Raw genomic sequence first — 18,761 nt, forward strand, 5'->3', positions numbered from 1 at the left:
GGATCGGCCCCGAAGCCGAATTCGGAAGCCCGATTCGGCACCTCCCATGGGTCCATCGAGCCGTCATGTTCGCGAAATCTGCCGGTTTTCCGCCGTTGACCTGCGGATTTGTGTGTTTCGTAGATGCTCGGCTACTGTTTTGAACCGCACCACGGAGAGCAAGACGCCGAACGGTGCGAATGCGGATGTAGCGCAGCTGGTAGCGCATCACCTTGCCAAGGTGAGGGTCGCGGGTTCGAATCCCGTCATCCGCTCGAGAGGTTGGACTCGACCTTTTACGGTGGAGTGGCCGAGTGGTGAGGCAACGGCCTGCAAAGCCGTGCACACGGGTTCGATTCCCGTCTCCACCTCGCGCGATTAGCTCAGCGGGAGAGCGCTTCCCTGACACGGAAGAGGTCACTGGTTCAATCCCAGTATCGCGCACCAGGTTCGACCAGCACGTGGGTCGAACCGGTTCACCGAAACAACGTGCACATGCGGATGTAGCGCAGCTGGTAGCGCATCACCTTGCCAAGGTGAGGGTCGCGGGTTCGAATCCCGTCATCCGCTCCACTCCGGCGATCACCATGCCGGCGCGATTAGCTCAGCGGGAGAGCGCTTCCCTGACACGGAAGAGGTCACTGGTTCAATCCCAGTATCGCGCACAGAAGATGAAGGCCCCCTTCGCATTTCGAAGGGGGCCTTCATTCGTTCGTGGAGACGCATTCGTTCGTGGAGCCGGCCGATCGTCCGGGTCACCCCGGTGAGAGATCCGACTGCGGGTGGTCCGGTGCGAAGTACTCCCCCGCACCGGACCGGCGCGTCACGCGCCGAGCTTGTTGATCCCCGCGATCATCGCCCGCAGCGACGACTCGTTGCCGGTCCCGCCCGTGCCCATCACCCAGGTCGTGCGCTCGCCGGAACGGCACAACAGGAAGGTCGCGGACATCCCACCGAGGTCGTGGCGGTGGAACGACAAGATCTCGATGTTCAGCCCGAGGTCGTACAGCATCGCAGTCATTGCGGCGATCGGCCCGCAGGTCGTGGCGGATGCCGTGTGGATCGTGTCGCCGATCGCGATCGTCGCCTCGAAGGCGCTGCGCCCCGCACCCAGGGCCGTCGCGGTCCAGCCACCGAGGCGGACCGGGCCGTGCTGGGCACCGTAGGTGGATTCGAACTCCGTCCAGCTCATGCCGGAGGCTTCCTCGCGCAGTCCGCGAGGAAGGGCACGCCCGTAGCGAGCGAAGAACGGATCGGCATCAGGGGTGCCGAAAGGGAACATCGGAGCAAAACCGGAGAAGGAGGTGAAGGCGTTCATCGTTCGTAGTGGTCTTCCACGAGAAGGGAGGACCGACGCGTAGCTCAACGACCCGCAGCGAGGGGTCGGTCCGAATCAGACCCCGCTACGGCGGTGAACTACGAGTACGCGCTTCATAGCCGCGACGGTACAACGCACCGACATTTCGTGCAAGTCGTATGCACGGGACCGTGTGACGGAACCGTGACCAGTGCGGCTGGAACCTGAGGTATCCCTCATGTAGCGTGGATGTTGCCATCCCCCCGATGGTGTCGAACCCCAGCCATGACCCCCCATCCAAGGCTGGGGTTCAGCCATATCCGGACCCTTTTCCGCCTCACGTCCGGCTCGTGTCTCCGTCTCGCATCGACACGCGGGGCACCTGCCGGATCGTCCCGTCCGAGTGCTTCACTGGTGTGCATGTCCATGCCACCACTCGAAGAAGCGGTCTCCGTCGACGAGGCAGGCATCTGGGATGCCGAGGCGATCGCCCAGGTCGCTGCCGCGACCTTCCCGCTCGCCTGCCCTCCGGACGCCGCCGAGGACGACATCGCCGACTTCATCGAGCGCACCCTCAGCGCGGAGAAGTTCGCCGAGTACCTGTCCTCCCCCGAACGCATCGTTCTCGAGGCGCGCGCCGGTGAGGAGATCGTCGGCTATCTGATGGCAGTGGACGCCGCTCCCGAGGATCCGGCGATCGATGCGATGCTCACGGCACGGCCGGCGATCGAGATCAGCAAGCTGTACGTGATGCCGGGTCACCACGGTTCCGGAGTGTCCGCGGCGCTCATGGACGCGATCGTCGCGCGGGGCCGCACGCTCGGGCGGGCGGGCCTGTGGCTCGGCGTCAACCAGGAGAACACCCGCGCCCGGCGTTTCTACGAGAAGCAGGGCTTCGAGGTGGTGGGCACGCGCACGTTCGTCGTGGGCGCGCAGACGCACGACGATTTCGTCATGCAGCGCACCCTCTGAACGAAACTTCCGGCAGTGAGCCGGTGATGGGGTGAGGACGACCCGGCGCGCACGAGCGCCGGGTATCCGATCAGCCCGCGGCGACCTCGAAGCGGGACAGCGCCAGGAGACGGGACGTCGCGCGCAGGTACTTCTTGCGGTAACCGCCGGCGAGCATCTCGGGCGTGAAGATCTCGTCGAGCTTGGCGCCGGAGACCGTCACGGGGATGCTCGCGTCGTACATGCGGTCGGCGAGGACCACCAGACGCAGGGCCACAGACTGGTCCTTCGCCGGGTGCACGCCCTCGAGGAAGACCGCGGGGACACCCTCGACGAGCTTGCCGTAACGCGAGGGGTGCAGCGTGCTCAAGTGCGCGCACAGCTCGTCGAAGTCGTCGAGCGTGGCGCCCGGGATCGCTTCGGCGCGCTCGGCGAGCTCGGCCGAGTCGACCGGATCGGGTGCGGGCGGCAGGTCGCGGTGACGGTAATCGGGGCCGTCGACGCGGATGGTCTCGAAGATCGACGCGAGCTTCTTGATCTCGCGCAGGAAGTCCTGTGCCGCGAACCGTCCCTCACCCAGCTGGCCGGGGAGCGTGTTGGAGGTCGCGACGATCGAGACGCCACGGGCCGACAGTTCGGTCAGAAGACGCGAGACGAGCATGGTGTCGCCCGGATCGTCGAGTTCGAACTCGTCGATGCACAGCACGCTGTGGCTCGACAGCTCCTCGACGGCCTTGTTGAACCCGAGGGCGCCGACGACGTGGGTGAGCTCGACGAACGTGCCGAAGGCCTTGGGGGCGGGTGCGCTGTGGAAGATCGAGGCGAGCAGGTGGGTCTTGCCCACACCGAAGCCGCCGTCGAGGTAGAGGCCGGCACCCTGCGGCTGGGAGCGGCGGCCGAACAGGCCGCGCTTGCCGCCGCGGATCTTCCCGATCTTGCCGACGAACTCTGCCGCGGTCTTCACCGCAGCCGCCTGACTCGGCTCGTTCGGATCCGGGATGTACGACTCGAAGCTCACCTCGTCGAACATCGCGGGGGGCACCATCTGCGCCACCAACTGGTCTGCAGGCACCACCGGATTGCGGTCGACGAGACGTTCGTGCATTAGCCCAGGGTACGACCGCACCATGCTCGGATCCTCACTCGAATCCGGATTGCGACCTACTTCACACGGCGTTCACCTCGGCGTCATGCACCGGGAGGACACTTCGGATCGGCCGCTCCACCACCGGTTGCACGCGTCCGCCGGTGAACCTGGCAGGCTGTGCGCATGCGCAGATCGGGAGTGATCGCCGCGATGTTGATCACGGTTGCCGCGGCGTCGACCGCGTGCGGAGCAGGACCGTCGATACGTCCCGACGTCGCCGTGGTGCGCGACGATCCCGGTGTCGCCGTCGACAGGACCCCGCAGGACGAGACCGAGGTGCCCGACCTTCCGGTGCCGTCGGCCGAACCGGCGTGGCGGAACTGCACCGACGAGACACTCTCCTCGTTCGACGCACCGCCCGGCCCCCAGGGCCTCGTTCTCGAGTGCGCGGAGGTCGTCGCCCCGATCGATGCGGCCGGCACCGTGACGGGCACCTTCCCGCTGGCGGTCATGCGGGCACGACTGCCCGATACCCCCACCGACGTGGCGCCGCTGGTTCTCACGACCGGCGCCGACATCGCGTCCTCGCGTGCACTCACCGGCATGGCGACCGGTCCGATGTCCGGTGCACTGGCGATGCGCCCGATCGTCGCGGTGGATCGGCGCGGAATCGGCAACTCGCTCGCGATCGACTGCATCTTCCCCGCGGACCGTCGTGGTCTCGGCGATCTCGGGCAATTCGGCCGCACTGGCGATGCACCCGAACGTGTCGCCGATCTGGGCCGACAGGCGACCGTCTCGTGCACCGACTACCTGCAGCCCCAGCAGCTGATGTTCGGCGCATCGCACGCCGCCGACGACATCGAACGCCTCCGCCAGGCGTGGGGCGTGGACCGGATCGGCCTCCTCGGCGTGGGGAACGGTGCGACGGTCGCGCTCGCCTACGCCGCCGCCTATCCGGGCGCGGTCGGCCGCCTGGTCCTCGACTCCCCCGCCGCGGCCACCGCCGACGCCGAGCTCATGGCCGAGTCGCAGGCCCGCGGGGCAGAGGCCGCCGTCGATGCCTTCACGCGGCAGTGCATCGCCCTCGACTGCGCCCTGGGCGACGATCCCCGCGCGGCGATCGAGGATCTGCACGAGCAGGCCACCGAGGGTGACCTCGCGCCGGTCTCGGCCAACTCGTTCCTCACGGCGCTGACGGGTGTCCTCGGCACGCCGCGCGGCGATCTGCAGGGCCGCGTCCGTGAGGTGGCGGACGTCCTCGCGGCGGCACGGGACGGCGATGTCATGCCGCTCATCGAACTGGTCGGCGCGGCCGAGGAGAGGCTCTCGACGGACGGTCAGTTCGTCGCCCGGTGCAGCGACGGACAGCGGTGGCCGACCCCGACCCATGCGGGCGATCTCGCCCGGAGCTGGTCGACCCTGTATCCGCTCTACGGCGCGGACCTGGCGACGGGCCTGACGGCATGTGCGGCGTGGCCGAGCCTGCCGCCCCCGCCGCTGCCGGCGGCACTCGACGTGCCCGTGCTCGTCTCCTCGGGTGCCGCGGACCCCGTCGTGGGCAATGCCGGCGTGGAGTCGGTGACAGGTGTGCTCACCGCGGGCGGTATCGCCTGGGCGTCGCTGTCGTGGCAGGGCGCCGGTTACTCGGCGGTCCTGCACTCGGGTTGCGTGCAGGCCCGGGTGGAGGCCTATCTGTCCGACGGGGAACTTCCACCCAACGGGAGCCTGTGCCCCGCGTGACGTTCCCCGGCCGGCGGTCAGGGCGTGTGCACGGGCCCGCAGGCCCGCGGTGTACCGTGCCGTAGTGTTCCTCAGAAGTCTCGAACCCCGGACCGCACGTACGACCGCCGAGGTGGTCAAGGCTGTGGTGTGGCCCCTTGCCGTACTGACGGTTCTGCACCGGGTCGTGATCAAAGCGGTCAACGGGTTCCGGACGGACGACTTCACCCCGGTCTACAACGCGGCGCTGGCCTTCCTCAACCGCCGGCCGGTGTACACGGCCGAGTTCCAGTGGGTCGATCCCCACTATCTCTACCCACCTTCCGGCACGCTGCTGATCGCCCCGATCGCGGTGATCGACCCCGAACGGTCGCGGTGGTTGTTCATCCTCGCCAATGCGATCGCGATCCTCGTCGCGCTCTACCTGTTGCTGCGCATGTTCGGTCTGCGACTCGATTCGCCGATCGCGCCGGTGCTGGTCTTCGCCGCGTTCGCGTCCGAGACGGTGACGAACACGCTCGTCTTCACGAACATCAATGGTCTCGTCCTGCTCGGCGAGATCGCGTTCCTGACGCTGCTGCTCAAACGACGTGATCTGTGGGCGGGGGCTGCGCTCGGCCTGACCTTCGCCGTCAAACCGATCCTTGCTCCCCTGCTGTTCCTGCCACTCGTGCGCGGACAGTGGAAGGTCTTCATCACCGCCGCGGGCGTCCCGATCGCGCTGACGATCATCGCGTGGCCCCTGTCGGTCGACGCGTGGCAGTTCGTCGAACACACCGTGCCGTACCTGCTCGAGTCCCGCGACTACTTCAACAGCGCAATCGTCGGCAACGGCATGTACTACGGGCTCCCGGCCTGGCTGGTCTTCGGCCTGCGGGCGGTGCTCGCGGTGATGGTCGCGGTCTCGGTGTGGCTGCTCTACCGTTACTGCCGCCACGACGAGGTGTTCTTCGTGTGCACCGCCGGCGGTGTGTTGCTCGCGGCCTCGTTCCTGCTCGGATCGCTCGGCCAGATGTACTACTCGATGATGCTGTTCCCGCTGCTGATGACGGTGCTGCTGCCGAATTCCGTGATGCGGAACTGGCCCGCCTGGCTCGCCGTCTACGGCTTCCTGAGCTACGACTCGTGGCTGTCGAGCCGGTGGGTGGAGGCCGGTCGCGCGGCGGAGTACATGAAGACCACCTTCGGCTGGTCGCTGCTGCTCATCGTCGTCTTCGCCGTCCTGCTCGACCGCTACCTCGCCGCGAAGCGGGAGGGACGCCTGGCGGACGGAATCGAGCCGTCGCACCTGCTCGAGGAGAAGCAGCCGGCACGGACGTGACCCGCTGCTTCCGGTGCAGACGTGACGCGTGCGCCGACCGCGGTTAGCGTGGAGATCATGACGTCTGCTCCTCGATCCGAACCCGCACCCAAGGTCGTCCACACCGACGAGGAATGGCGTGCGAAGCTCACTCCCGCCGAATTCGCCGTGTTGCGGCAGGCCGGCACCGAGCGCCCCTTCGTCGGCGAGTACACCGACACCGAGACCGAGGGCATCTACGAATGCCGCGCGTGCGGTGCCGAACTGTTCCGCAGCACCGAGAAGTTCCACTCCCACTGCGGGTGGCCGTCGTTCTTCGACCCCGCCGACTCCGACGCCGTGATCCTGCGCGAGGACAACTCGCTCGGCATGCGGCGCATCGAGGTGGTGTGCGCGACGTGCCACAGCCATCTCGGGCACGTCTTCGAGGGCGAGGGTTACCCGACGCCCACCGACCAGCGGTACTGCATCAACTCGATCTCCCTGCGCCTGGTTCCGTCGGAGTGATCCCGGCCGCGGCCAGCGCGGTCCACAGCGCGTCGTGCCGTTCGGCGGTCGGTGCCGGTTCGACGAGTTCGAAGGCGCATCCGATCGACCGGGCGGCACCGTCCGCTTTCTCGCTGTCGCCGATCATCAACGTGCGCTGCGGGTCGACGCCCAGTGCGTCGACTGCGTAGCGGAAGATCTCCGGCTCGGGCTTGACGGCGCCCACCTCGAAGGAGAGCGCGAACACCGACACCAGGTCGTCGATACCGAGGCGCGCGAAGGCCGGCCGCAGATCGAAGGCGATGTTGCTCACCACGCCGACCGCGATGCCGTCGCCGGCGAGTGCCTCGACGACGGGGACGGTGTCCGGATAGACGGTCCAGCAGTCGGGGTCGGTCACCTTCTCGTAGAGCGCCTGTGCCTGCTCGGGATCGGCCACGCCGGACTTGCGCAGCACCGTCAGGTAGGCCTCACGGTGCCAGCGCGGCTCTCGGTCGCGGTTGGTCCACGCGTGGTGCTCGTCGGCGTCCATCTCGACGGGCTGCCCGACGGGTTGCGTCAGCCGCCGCATGAGTTCGGCCTGCCGGTGCACGTCGAAGGGTCTGCCCTCGTGGTCGGTGACGTCCGCGAGCCAGCTCTCGTCCTCCTCGAGCCGGAAGAGGGTGCCGGAGAAGTCGAACAGGACGGCATCGAAGGGGGTCTCGGCCATGTCCCGAGGCTAACGGCTGCGGGACAGTGGCAGGTCGGCTCGGGTAGATCTCCTCGAGCAGTCGCATCGCCGCCCTCGCGGCGGGCCGGCCGCCCGCAGGGAATGCCCTGATACGGACCGAATCATGTGGCCCGAGGTCACCGACCGAGCGGCCGGTATACGCCACAATTCCTCGCATGAGCGAGACGGGTACGAGAATCCGGCGACACACGAAACTGTCCGTCGTCGGTGCCGGAAGCGTCGGCACCGCGGTGGCGTACGCATGTCTGCTCCGGGGGTCGGCAGACGCGATCGCGCTGTACGACACGAATACCGCGAAGGTGCGCGCGGAGGTCCTCGACCTGAACCACGGCACCCAGTTCGCGCCGTCGTGCCGGATCGAGGGCAGCGACGACATCGCCGTCACCGCCGGTTCCGATCTGATCGTCGTGACCGCGGGGGCCAAGCAGCATCCCGGCCAGTCGCGCCTGGATCTCGCGGCCGCGAACGTCGCCCTGGCACGGGACCTGACTCCCGGTCTGCTGTCCGTCTCCCCCGAGGCGGTGATCGTCTTCGTCAGCAATCCGGTCGACATCGTCACCCGCGCCGCGATCGCGGCGACCGGCATCGCGGACGGCCGGATCTTCGGGTCGGGCACGGTGCTCGATTCCGGCCGGCTGCGGTACCTGCTCGCCCACCGCGCCGACGTCGCGGTCGAGAACGTCCACGCGTTCGTCGTCGGGGAACACGGCGACTCGGAGGTCGCCCTGTGGTCGAGTGCGACGATCGGCGGTGTGCCGGTGGAGTCCTTCGCCGTCGACGGACGCCCGGTCTTCGGTCCGGACACCCGCGCCGAACTCTTCGAGGAGGTCGTGCGCAGCGCCTACGAGATCATCCGCGGCAAGGGCGCCACGAATCTCGCGATCGGACTGTCGAGTGCCCGCATCGTGGAGGCCGTGCTGCGGAACCAGCGCCGGGTACTCGCGGTGTCGACGCTGCAGACCGGGCGGCAGGGCCTGCAGGACGTCTGCCTCTCGCTTCCCACCGTCGTCGACGCGCGCGGCGCGCACACCGTGCTCGACGTGCCGCTGTCGCCGGAGGAGGAAGCGGGGCTGGCCGCCTCCGCAGCCACCCTGCGTGAGGTCCAGTCGTCACTCGGCCTGTGACCGCTCAGCGCTGCCGGACGACCGGCGGATCGTAGGCCCGGATGGGCGGCAGCTCGCCGTCGAACCGCTCGACGTCGACGAGCACGTGCTGCCCCGTACAGCCGTGGGACAGCGACGACGTGCCGACGTCGGGGGTGAGCACGTTCGCGTTCCCGTGCACGCACATCGATCCGGGATCGGACGGATCCAGCGGGTCGTACCACGCTCCCGTCGCGAGCTGGACGACGTTCGGCAACAGGCCGTCGTCGAGGACCACCCCGGCGAGGCACGAACCACGATCGTTGAAGACGCGGACGATGTCGCCGGCCTCCAGACCTCGCGCGGCCGCGTCGTCGGGACGCATCCGGATCGGTTCGCGGCCACGGATCTTCGACGCCTGGCTCACCGAACCGTGATCGAGCTGCCCGTGCAGGCGGGTGGCCGGCTGGTTGGCGATCAGGTGCAGCGGGAACTGCTCGACCCGCGAGGAGCCGAGCCATTCGTCGGGTTCGTACCAGGTGGGATGCCCGGCGCAGTCGTCGTATCCGAACGAGTCGATGTCGGCGGAGAAGATCTCGAGCCGTCCGCTGGGGGTCCGCAGCGGATTCGCCTCGGGGTCGGACCGGAAGTCCTCGAACAGCGTCAGATCGTCCTCGGTCCGCATCCGGACCGGTCCGCCGAACCAGAAGTCGTCGAAGGGCGGTGGGTCCTCGATCCGGCGGTCGTCGGCGAGGACGAACCCGCGCCACTGCTCGTAGAGGTGCTCGAGCCACTGTCGCGAGGTCCGGCCGTCGGTGAACTTCTCGCCGAAACCGAGACGGTGGGCGAGATCGGTGAAGGTGTCGTAGTCGTCGCGGGCGTCGGCGAACCGCGGGACGGCGGCCTGCATCGCGACGAGCAGCGGATCGTTGCGCGTGCACGTCAGATCGTCGCGTTCGAGCGCCGTCGTCGACGGCACGACGATGTCGGCATGCTTGGCCATCGGCGTCCAGTACGGGTCGTGGACGACGATCGTGTCGGGTCGCTGCAGGGCACGCCGCAGCCGGCCGATGTCCTGGTGGTGGTGGAAGGGGTTGCCGCCCGCCCAGTACACGAGCCGGATGTCGGGGAAGGTCAGGCGTTGTCCGTCGTAGTCGAACTGCTCCCCCGGCCGCAGCAGCAGGTCGGAGATCGCGGCGACGGGGATGAAGTCCTCGACGTCGTTGTTGCCCTGGAAGAGGGTGGGCAGCGGATACGGGACGGGCGCGAGGCCGGGTTCGTTCATCGAACCGTAGCCGTGGCCGAAACCGCCTCCGGGAACGCCGAGTTGGCCGAGCATCGCGGCGAGGGTCACGCCTGCCCAGGGCGCCTGCTCGCCGTGCCGCACGCGTTGCAGCGACCACGTGACCGACACCAGGGTGCGGCCTCGGGCCATGCGCCGCGCGAGGTCGACGAGGGTACCGGCCGGGATGCCCGACAGTCCGGCGGCCCACTCGGGGGTCTTGGGGACGCCGTCGGTGCGGCCGAGCAGATACTCCTCGAAGCGGTCGTAGCCGGTGCAGTAGCGGTCGAGGAACTCGCGGTCGGCGAGGCCTTCGGTGGCCAGGACGTAGCCGAGGGCGAGCATGATCGCGACGTCGGTGCCCGGCCGGGGCGCGAGCCACTCGTGCTCACCGTGCACGTCGCTGCGGATCGGGCTGAACGAGACGATCCGTCCGCCGCGGGCCCGCATCCGGTCGAGGGCGTCGCGGGTGGGGTGATCGCTCGTGCCGCCGTCGTTGACGGCGGTGTTCTTGAGCGGGATCCCGCCGAAGCACACCATCAGATCGGTCTCGCGGGCGATGACCTCCCAGGAGGTCGAGCGCGCGAACAGTTTCCAGTGGGTGCCCACCACATGCGGCATGATCACGCCGGTTGCGCCGAGCGAGTAGGAGTGCACCGAGCGGGTGTAGCCGCCGAACATCTTCAGGAAGCGGTGCACCTGGCTCTGGGCGTGGTGGAACCGGCCGGGTGCGGACCAGCCGTAGGAGCCACCGAAGATCGCCCGGTTGCCGTGCCGGTCCTTCACACGCTGCAGTTCGCCCGCGAGGATCTCGGTGAGTTCGTCCCACGAGACGGCGACGAACTCGTCGTCGCCGCGTCGTGAGCTCGGTCCCGGTCCGTTCTCGAGCCAGCCGCGGCGCACGGCCGGGCCGGCGATGCGAGCACGGTGCCGCACCGATCCGGGGATGTTCCCCAGGATCGGTGAGGGGTCGCGGTCCCCGGCGTAGGGGCGCACGGCGACGACCTCGCCGTCGCGTGCCTGCGCCGAGAACATCCCCCAGTGCGCCATCTGGGAGAACAGACGACCTTCTCCCTCGGGTGGCACCGCGCTCGTCGAGGTCACGTCAGGGCAGCGACGCGACGAGGGCTTCGACGTCGACCCGCGGTCCGGTGAAGAACGGGGTCTCCTCGCGGACGTGCAGGCGCGCGTCGGTGGCCCGCAGGTCGCGCATGAGGTCGACGATGCGGTGCAGCTCCGGCGCCTCGAAGGCGAGGATCCACTCGTAGTCGCCGAGCGCGAAGGCCGGAACGGTGTTGGCGCGGACGTCGGGGTAGCCGCGGGCCGCCATACCGTGGTCGGCGAGCATCTTGCGACGCTGCTCGTCGGGCAGCAGGTACCACTCGTAGGACCGCACGAAGGGGTACACGCAGACGTAGTTGCCCGGTTCCTCCCCCGCGATGAAGGCGGGCAGGTGGCTCTTGTTGAACTCCGCGGGCCGGTGCAGTGCGGTGTTCGACCAGACCGGGGTGCTCGCGCGGCCGAGGATCGTGGTGCGCCGGAAGTCGGCGTACAACTTCTGCAGATCCTCGATGTGCTCGGCGTGCGTCCAGATCATGAAGTCGGCGTCGGCGCGGGTGCCGGCCACGTCGTAGATACCGCGCACGATCACGTCGGTGTCGTCGAAGCGGGCGAAGAACGCCTTCGCGTCCTCGATCGCCGCGGTGCGGTCGTCGCCGAGGACGCCGGGCCGGACCTGGAAGACCGACCACATCGCGTAACGGAGTGTGGAATTGAGCTTGTCGTAGTCGAGACGTGCCATGACGTTCATCCTTCCATTCGTGCAGCCAGGCGTGCGGCCGCGGCCGTGCCTGTTGCGACACATGCGGGTACGCCCACACCGTGCAGCATCGCGCCGGCGACCTCGAGTCCGTCGATCCCTGCGATCTCGGCCTCGAAGGCGGCGACGATCTCGTCGTGGTGTTCGCGGTACTGCGGCAGCCCGCCGTGCCACCGCTGCACGAAGGCGGCCACCGGTTCGGCGTCGACTCCGGTGACGGTCGCGAGATCCGCGCGGGCCAGCGCGATCAGATCGGCCTCGGACGCGTCGACGAGCGCGTCGTCGCCGAACCGTCCGAACGACGCGCGGGCGAGCGCGACGGGTCGTTCGGCGAGGTGGGGCCATTTGCGGCTCGACAGCGTGAAGGCCTTCGCCGACAGGTCCTCCCCCGTCGCGACGAGGATTCCGGAGTTCTGCGGCAGGCCGGCGTCGTGCGGCAACGCGAGCGCGACCACCACCGACGAGGCGAGCGGGATCTGCGCGGCGCACTGCGCGGCGGATCTCACGCTGTCGGCGAGCAGCCGGGCGGCGTCCGGGGCGGGCACGGCGAGCACCACACCGTCGACCTCGCCGAGCGGGTCGACCGACCACCGGCCGGCGCTGCGCTTCAGTCCGGATGCCGCCGTGCCGTAGAGGAACTCGGCGTCGGCCTCGCGGACGAGGGCCTCGATCAGCACGCCGTAGCCCTCGCGCAGCGTCCCGAAGACCGGGGCGTCCGTCTTCGGGGGCAGGGCGCGGGCGACGGCCTCGCTCAGGCTCGTCGCGCCGGCGTCGAGCGCCGCCGCGAGCGTCGGGACGGTGGCGCGGACACCCGCGGTGTCGGACAGCCCCGAGTACACCCCGCCGAGCAGCGGGTCGACGCTGCGCCGCACCACCTGCTCACCGAAGCGTGCTCGGACGAGATCCGCGACGGAGACGTCGGAGTCCCGGTCCCAGTGGAACGGCACGGTGGGTTCGGCGGCGATGCGTGCCAGGGTCTCGTCGTCGACGAGTCCTTCGACGGACTGCGCGGATGCGGGGATGCCCATCAGCGTGCCCGCCGGCAGCGGATGCAGTCGCGCGTCGGCGTACAGGAGGGGACGGGCCGCCGAGGGGTGGACGACGTGGTCGCTCAGGCCGAGTTCCTCGACGAGCGCGAGCACCTCGGGTCGGCGTGCGATGAACGCCTCGGCACCGACGTCGACCGGGTCGCCCGCGAGCGGGACCGTGCGCAGCTTGCCGCCGAGCCGCGTCGACCGTTCGAGCACGACGATCCGCGCGGCGGCGCCGAGCGAACGACGCAGCCGGTACGCGGCGACGAGCCCGCTGATCCCACCGCCGACGACCGCGACCGTCGGCGGGGTCACAGCGAATGCACCAGCTCGACCACTCGGGTGATGACGTCGGGATCGGTGTCGGGCAGGACACCGTGACCGAGGTTGAAGATGTGTCCGACAGCGCCGGCCTCGAGAGCACGGTCGGCCTCGGCGACGATGCGGCGCACCTCGCGTTCGACGACCTCCCGGCCCGCGAACAGGATCGCGGGGTCGAGGTTGCCCTGCAGGGCCTTGCCCGGGCCGACGCGGGTCGCGGCGACGTCGAGCGGGATGCGCCAGTCGACGCCCACCACGTCGGCGCCCGCCTCACCCATGGCGCCGAGGAGCTCACCGGTGCCGACACCGAAGTGGATGCGCGGCACCCCTGCACCGGCGATCTCGGCGAAGACACGCTCGGAGTGCGGCAGGACGTACTCGCGGTAGTCCGCGAGAGAGAGGGCACCGGCCCACGAGTCGAAGAGCTGGACGGCGTCGACACCGGCACCGATCTGCGCGCGGAGGAAGGCGATGGCGACATCGGTGAGCTTGCCGAGGAGGGCGTGCCAGGTCTTCGGGTCGGCGTGCATGAGCGCCTTGGTGCGCTCGTGGTTGCGGCTCGGGCCGCCTTCGACGAGATAGGAGGCCAAGGTGAAGGGCGCGCCTGCGAACCCGATGAGCGGGGTGTCTCCGAGCTCGCGGGTCAGCAACCCGACCGCGCGGGCGACCGCTCCGACCTCCTCGGCCTCGAGGGTCGGCAGCGCGGTGACGTCGGCGGCGGTGCGGACGGGGTTCGCGACGACCGGGCCCGTGCCGGCGACGATGTCGAGGTCGATCCCGGCGGCCTTGAGCGGGACGACGATGTCGGAGAACAGGATGGCGGCGTCGACCTTGTGACGCCGCACCGGCTGCATCGTGATCTCGCAGACCAGTTCGGGATCGAAGCACGATTCGAGCATGCCGATGCCGGCCCGGATCTCCCGGTACTCGGGCAGGGAGCGACCGGCCTGGCGCATGAACCACACGGGGCGGTGGGCCGGCTTCTCACCGCGAGCGGCCGCCAGCAGGGGCGCATGGGGCAGGATCCTCCGCGCGGGGTAGTCCGCGGGCACCGCAGATCCGACGTTCGTGTTCTCCAAGCCGGTCATCGATCCTCGTTCTTCGGGCACTGCGCGCCGTCGCGCAGGGCAGCGTCTGCCGGGGCGCACACGGGACGTGTGGTCCGGACCCGTTGCCCATGCTGCCACGCCCGTGCCGTTCGCCGGAATCGGCGCGCCTCCCGCGTGCGGTGCGTCACCGGCACTAACCTCCGCTCGGTGACCACCTCGCCCGCCGAGCCGGCCCGCTTCCGTTCCGCAGTCGATGCGATGAACGCGGCCACCGTGCGCCCGGAGATCGAGGTCGGGCCGATCCGGCCCCCGCAACGGCTCGCGCCCTACAGCTACGCGCTGGGCGCCGAGGTCCTGCACGACGAGACGGACCGGGTGCCCGAGCAGTCCGAGGGCGACGCGTTCGGCCGCCTCATCCTTCTCTACGACCCCGACGGCGACGAGGCGTGGCACGGGACCACCCGGCTCGTCTCGTACATCCAGGCCGACGTCGACGAGAGCCTGGCAGCGGACTCACTGCTGCCGGAGGTCGCGTGGAGTTGGCTCGTCGACGCCCTCGCTGCGCACGGTGAACCGCTCACGGCGCTGGGCGGCACGGTGACGGCGACGACCTCCGTGCGGTTCGGGGACATCGCCGGGCCGGGACGGGCCCACCAACTGGAACTGCGTGCATCATGGACTCCGCAGTCCGACATGCTGACCCCACACGTGGAGGCGTTCTGTGACGTCCTTGCCTATGCCGCGGGTCTGCCTCCGGCGGGGGTCGCGCGCCTCCAGCGGTGAAAACCGGCGCAATCCGACCGGATTTCTAGAACCTGTTCTACCCTTGTTTCCATGCAGCGTCTCAGCGGGCTCGATGCCGGTTTCCTCTACCTCGAGACCCCCAGTCAGCTCCTCCACATCTGCGGGCTGATCGTGCTGGATCCGTCCACCGTCCCGGGCGGCTACGACTACGTGAGCCTGCGCAACGAACTCGCAGCGCGCCTCACCGCCGTGCCCCAGTTCCGGATGAAGCTGGCCGACAGCAGGTTCAACCTCGACCATCCGGTCTGGGTCGACGACCACGACTTCGACCTCGACCGGCACGTCCATCACGTCGGCGTGCCCGCCCCGGGCAGCCGGACCGAGCTCGCGGAGCTGTGCGGCCACATCGCCGCGCAACCCCTGGATCGCTCCCGGCCGCTGTGGGAGATGTGGTTCGTCGGCGGCCTCGACGACGGCAGGATCGCGGTCATCGCGAAGATGCACCACGCTGGGGTGGACGGGGTCTCCGGCGCCGCACTCATCGCACAGCTGTGCAGCCTCGACCCCGCCGATCCCCGGCCCGAACCGGTGCAGTGGGGCGCCGGCGACGCGAACGACCTCGCCATCGCGATTGCCGGAGCTCTCAACGTGGCCCGCCGGCCCCTGCATCTGCTGCGGATCCTGCCCGGCGCGGTCACATCGCTGACCTCGTGGATCGCCCGCGCACGACGCGGCGACGCCATGCCCGCGCCGTTCACGGCGCCGCGCACCCCGTTCAACTCCACCATCACCGGCCACCGCAACGTCGGCTTCGCCGAGTTGAACCTCGACGACGTGAAGCTGGTGAAGAACGTCTTCGGCGTCACCGTCAACGACGTGGTGATGGCGGTGTGCTCCGGCGCGCTGCGCCGATATCTGGAGCGGCGCGGCGAGCTGCCCGACTCGCCGCTCATCGGGATGATCCCGGTCTCGGTGCACGGAAGGTCGGATCGGCCGGGGCGCAATCAGGTCTCGGCGATGTTCGCCGACCTCCACACCCACATCGCCGACCCGGCCGAGCGGCTGCGGGCACTCTCGGAAGCGAACGCGGTGTCCAAGGAGCACAACGCCGACCTCGGCGCGAACCTGCTGCAGGACTGGTCGCAGTTCCTCGGCGCGGCGGTCTTCGCCCCCGCGATGCGCGCGTACGCCGGGCTCCGCCTCGCCGACCGGCATCCGGTGATCCACAACCTCGTGATCTCCAACGTGCCCGGGCCGCCCGTGCCGCTGTACTTCCTGGGTGCGCGCATGACGGCGATGTACCCCTTCGGACCGATCTTCCACGGCGCGGCGCTCAACGTGACGGTGCTCTCCCTCGACGGCAGGCTCGACATCGGCCTGATCTCGTGTCCCGATCTCGTCCCCGACCTGTGGGAGCTCGTCGACGACTTCTCCCCCGCCCTCGAGGACCTCGTCCTCGCGGCCGGTGCGGACAGCGACGATGTCGTCTCGCAGGAGGGGTGACGCGGCGCCCCGGAGAGGTTCGCGTGGCATCGAGCGGGTCCGCGCGTGTCCACCGATCGGACGTTCCGGACAGGAACGGAATTGCGCACGGGGACGACACCGCTAGAGTCACGCCCATGCCGGCACAGAACGACGAGGACGAGCAGAAGAGCACGAGCGTGACCACGGTGCCGCTCCTCGAACCGCGCGACGGCGTCCCGGAGGTCGTCACCACGGCGCGCGGGGTCGCCGACGCGGCAGCGATGCTCGCGCGGGGACACGGCCCGCTCGCCGTCGACGCCGAACGCGCATCGGGTTACCGCTACTCGGCGCGCGCCTATCTCGTCCAGCTCCGTCGTGACGGCGCCGGCACGGTGCTGCTCGATCCCATTCCGACACGGGACGACCTGGCTCCCCTGGCCGAGGTGATCAACGACCTCGAATGGGTCCTGCACTCCGCCGACCAGGATCTCCCCGGCCTGGCCGAACTCGGACTCCGCCCGGCGAAGCTGTACGACACCGAACTCGCCGGTCGTCTCGCCGGATTCCCCCGTGTCGGGCTCGCCGCGATCGTGGCCGAGACCCTCGGCCTCGAACTGCGCAAGGGCCACGGTGCGGCGGACTGGTCGACGCGACCGCTCCCCGACTCGTGGCTCAACTACGCCGCGCTCGACGTCGAACCGCTCGTGGAACTCCGCGAGGCGATGGCGCGCGAACTCGAGCGGCAGAACAAGACCGAGTGGGCCGCCCAGGAATTCGAGCACATCCGGCTCGCGGGGCCGCCCGCTCCGAAGCCCGATCGGTGGCGGCGCACGTCCAAGATCCACGCGATCAAGGACCGACGCCGTCTGGCGATCGTCCGGGAACTGTGGACCACACGCGACGAGATCGCTGCGCGGCGCGACATCGCGCCGGGGCGCATCCTTCCCGACTCCGCGATCATCGCCGCCGCAGAGGCGAATCCCACGACCGTCGAACAGTTGCAGAAGCTTCCGGTCTTCGGCGGTCCGCGGCAGCGCCGTTCCTCCCGCGCGTGGCTCAACGCGATCGAGCGGGCCCGTGCACTGCCGGAAGACCGGCTCCCACCCCTCACTCCGCCGCTGACCGGGCCTCCCCCGGCCGGTCGGTGGTCGCGTCACCACCCCGAGGAAGCGGCACGTCTCGCCCTCGCGCGCGGCGAACTCGCCGCCCTGAGCGAGGAAGTCGCCGTTCCCGTCGAGAATCTGGTGAGTCCCGAACTCGTTCGGCGCCTGTGCTGGGACTGGGACGTCTCCGACGGAGACGACGTCGAGGAGTACATCGACGGCCGCTTCGCCGAGGGTGGGGCACGGCCGTGGCAGCGCGCGCTGACCGCGCCGCGGCTGGCGAAGGCGCTCACGGCGGAGAACTGATCTCCGCCGTCCGCCCTGCGTGCCATCTACTTCCGGCGCTGCCGCGTCCTGGACATCACATCCGGGCAGCCGCAGCGTGCGCGGGCAACGCGGCGAACCTCTTGCGTGCGTCGCGCAGGACCAGCTTCCTGGGCAGGTGCCGCGCCGCCGCGGGCAGTGCCCGGTAGGCGGGCGCCGCGATCCGCATGAGGCGGTCGAACCACCGCTGGTGGGCCTCGGTCCACGTGAATCCGTAGGCCTCACGGATACGGGGATCGAGCATGCCCAGGGTGAAGAACCTGTTGAGCGCCATCGCCGGCCGGACGACGATCGGCAGGTCGCCACCGGAGAGCAGGGCGCGCGCGTAGGAACGAACGGTCCCGTCGATCTCGAGATCGTCGACGACGCTGTGCCAGTAGGCATCGAACGCGTCGAAGTCGGCAGGCCACATCTCCTCCGGTACCTGCAACGACGTGCCGTAGACCGCGAATTCGCGGTACAACCGTTCGGCCTCGGCCCGGTCGAGGCGGCCGAAGAACCGCTCGTACACGTCGCGGCCGCCGTGGAACATCACCGCGGCGATCCACAACTGGAGCTTCGGATCGAAGGCGTTGTATCCGTCGGCGCGAACCGGTGCGTGTGCGCGGTTGACGAAGCGCACCACCCTGCGCCGTTCCTCGTCATCGCCGAACGCCACGAGGAAGATATACGCGCTCGTGTTCCGGAAACGTGTGACGGGATCGATGAGCGCCTTGCTGTGTTCCACCACACCGTGCCCCACCGGAGGCAGAGCGATCTCCATGAGGAACCTCCAGGGAGAGGTCAGAAGGAACGCCGCTTCACCCACCACACCCTGCACCGTTGCGTCCGGTCGTCGCCGAGTCATGGAACGAGACTGTATTCCCAGATCACACAGTGTCAAGCAGAGGTCCTCACCGGACGGGAACGTCGCAGGCAGAACGACGGTGCGGAGAGAATATTTCTTAACTTCCTGCCCGCTCGGAGGCGTCGTCACACACCGTGGATGTC

At 69.3% G+C, this 18,761-nt stretch carries 16 protein-coding genes and 5 tRNA genes; 13 read left to right on the top strand and 8 right to left on the bottom strand.

Annotation, left to right across the window (positions count from 1 at the left end):
- Positions 1-181 precede the first annotated feature (181 nt).
- The 5 genes from B9C99_RS13100 to B9C99_RS13120 all read left to right on the top strand — a co-directional run bounded on the left by B9C99_RS13100 (position 182) and on the right by B9C99_RS13120 (position 644).
- Positions 182-254 (top strand) — tRNA-Gly (locus tag B9C99_RS13100).
- A 25-nt stretch (positions 255-279) separates the two neighbouring features.
- Positions 280-350, top strand: a tRNA-Cys gene (locus B9C99_RS13105).
- A gap of 1 nt (position 351) precedes the next feature.
- Positions 352-426: transfer RNA gene (locus B9C99_RS13110), tRNA-Val, on the top strand.
- 50 nt (positions 427-476) lie between these two features.
- A tRNA-Gly gene (locus B9C99_RS13115) sits at positions 477-552 on the top strand.
- A 20-nt stretch (positions 553-572) separates the two neighbouring features.
- Positions 573-644 (top strand) — tRNA-Val (locus tag B9C99_RS13120).
- Between the two features lie 158 nt (positions 645-802).
- Here the strand turns inward: B9C99_RS13120 and B9C99_RS13125 are convergent.
- Positions 803-1,297 carry a 2-isopropylmalate synthase gene (locus B9C99_RS13125; RefSeq protein WP_016694439.1) on the bottom strand — a complete coding sequence of 165 codons (495 nt, stop codon included), beginning with the start codon at positions 1,295-1,297 and terminating at the stop codon, positions 803-805.
- A 399-nt stretch (positions 1,298-1,696) separates the two neighbouring features.
- Between B9C99_RS13125 and B9C99_RS13130 the strand changes: the two genes are divergently transcribed.
- Entirely contained in the window at positions 1,697-2,248 is a 552-nt protein-coding gene (locus B9C99_RS13130; RefSeq protein ID WP_088898184.1) for an N-acetyltransferase, read from the top strand.
- Positions 2,249-2,318: 70 nt separating this feature from the next.
- Here B9C99_RS13130 and zapE read toward each other — a convergent pair whose 3' ends face one another.
- Positions 2,319-3,332, bottom strand: a complete 1,014-nt coding sequence (zapE, locus tag B9C99_RS13135) for a cell division protein ZapE (RefSeq protein ID WP_016694441.1) — start codon at positions 3,330-3,332, stop codon at positions 2,319-2,321.
- Positions 3,333-3,497: 165 nt separating this feature from the next.
- On the opposite strand from zapE, the gene B9C99_RS13140 reads away from it, so the two are divergent.
- From B9C99_RS13140 to msrB, 3 genes are all read left to right on the top strand, one after another.
- Positions 3,498-5,057: an alpha/beta fold hydrolase gene (locus B9C99_RS13140; protein ID WP_253250069.1), complete on the top strand. Its 1,560-nt coding sequence runs from the start codon at positions 3,498-3,500 to the stop codon at positions 5,055-5,057.
- A gap of 64 nt (positions 5,058-5,121) precedes the next feature.
- Entirely contained in the window at positions 5,122-6,357 is a 1,236-nt protein-coding gene (locus B9C99_RS13145; RefSeq protein ID WP_080968165.1) for a glycosyltransferase family 87 protein, read from the top strand.
- Positions 6,358-6,414: 57 nt separating this feature from the next.
- A complete protein-coding gene (msrB, locus tag B9C99_RS13150) occupies positions 6,415-6,843 on the top strand; it encodes a peptide-methionine (R)-S-oxide reductase MsrB (protein ID WP_059381498.1) in 429 nt (142 codons plus the stop codon).
- On the opposite strand, the gene B9C99_RS13155 is transcribed toward msrB, so the two are convergent.
- Positions 6,806-7,531: an HAD family hydrolase gene (locus B9C99_RS13155; protein WP_016694444.1), complete on the bottom strand. Its 726-nt coding sequence runs from the start codon at positions 7,529-7,531 to the stop codon at positions 6,806-6,808. The genes msrB and B9C99_RS13155 overlap by 38 nt on opposite strands.
- 176 nt (positions 7,532-7,707) lie before the next feature.
- Here B9C99_RS13155 and B9C99_RS13160 point away from each other — a divergent pair, with 176 nt between their 5' ends.
- Positions 7,708-8,676, top strand: a complete 969-nt coding sequence (locus tag B9C99_RS13160) for an L-lactate dehydrogenase (protein WP_088898185.1) — start codon at positions 7,708-7,710, stop codon at positions 8,674-8,676.
- A gap of 4 nt (positions 8,677-8,680) precedes the next feature.
- Here B9C99_RS13160 and B9C99_RS13165 read toward each other — a convergent pair whose 3' ends face one another.
- From B9C99_RS13165 to hemE, 4 genes are read right to left on the bottom strand one after another with little or no spacing between them, the layout of a single operon-like run.
- Positions 8,681-10,966, bottom strand: a complete 2,286-nt coding sequence (locus tag B9C99_RS13165; protein ID WP_088898246.1) for a molybdopterin-dependent oxidoreductase — start codon at positions 10,964-10,966, stop codon at positions 8,681-8,683.
- A 55-nt stretch (positions 10,967-11,021) separates the two neighbouring features.
- Positions 11,022-11,717, bottom strand: a complete 696-nt coding sequence (hemQ, locus tag B9C99_RS13170; RefSeq protein ID WP_006551366.1) for a hydrogen peroxide-dependent heme synthase — start codon at positions 11,715-11,717, stop codon at positions 11,022-11,024.
- A gap of 5 nt (positions 11,718-11,722) precedes the next feature.
- Positions 11,723-13,081, bottom strand: coding sequence for a protoporphyrinogen oxidase (locus tag B9C99_RS13175; protein ID WP_088898186.1), 1,359 nt, complete (start codon positions 13,079-13,081; stop codon positions 11,723-11,725).
- Complete coding sequence (hemE, locus tag B9C99_RS13180; protein WP_016694449.1) at positions 13,078-14,175, bottom strand: uroporphyrinogen decarboxylase; 1,098 nt, start codon at positions 14,173-14,175, stop codon at positions 13,078-13,080. Before hemE ends, B9C99_RS13175 begins: the two co-directional genes overlap by 4 nt.
- 168 nt (positions 14,176-14,343) lie before the next feature.
- On the opposite strand from hemE, the gene B9C99_RS13185 reads away from it, so the two are divergent.
- The 3 genes from B9C99_RS13185 (at position 14,344) to B9C99_RS13195 (ending at position 17,753) form a co-directional block, all read left to right on the top strand.
- Positions 14,344-14,919 carry a DUF3000 domain-containing protein gene (locus B9C99_RS13185; RefSeq protein ID WP_026061620.1) on the top strand — a complete coding sequence of 192 codons (576 nt, stop codon included), beginning with the start codon at positions 14,344-14,346 and terminating at the stop codon, positions 14,917-14,919.
- A 51-nt stretch (positions 14,920-14,970) separates the two neighbouring features.
- Positions 14,971-16,383, top strand: coding sequence for a wax ester/triacylglycerol synthase family O-acyltransferase (locus tag B9C99_RS13190; protein ID WP_088898187.1), 1,413 nt, complete (start codon positions 14,971-14,973; stop codon positions 16,381-16,383).
- Between the two features lie 116 nt (positions 16,384-16,499).
- Positions 16,500-17,753 (top strand): ribonuclease D, encoded by a 1,254-nt coding sequence (locus tag B9C99_RS13195; RefSeq protein ID WP_016694452.1) that lies wholly within the window; start codon positions 16,500-16,502, stop codon positions 17,751-17,753.
- A gap of 55 nt (positions 17,754-17,808) precedes the next feature.
- Here B9C99_RS13195 and B9C99_RS13200 read toward each other — a convergent pair whose 3' ends face one another.
- Entirely contained in the window at positions 17,809-18,618 is an 810-nt protein-coding gene (locus B9C99_RS13200; RefSeq protein WP_253250070.1) for an oxygenase MpaB family protein, read from the bottom strand.
- Between the last annotated feature and the right edge of the window lie 143 nt (positions 18,619-18,761).

Source organism: Rhodococcus sp. BUPNP1, assembly GCF_002215235.1.
GTDB lineage: Bacteria > Actinomycetota > Actinomycetes > Mycobacteriales > Mycobacteriaceae > Rhodococcus.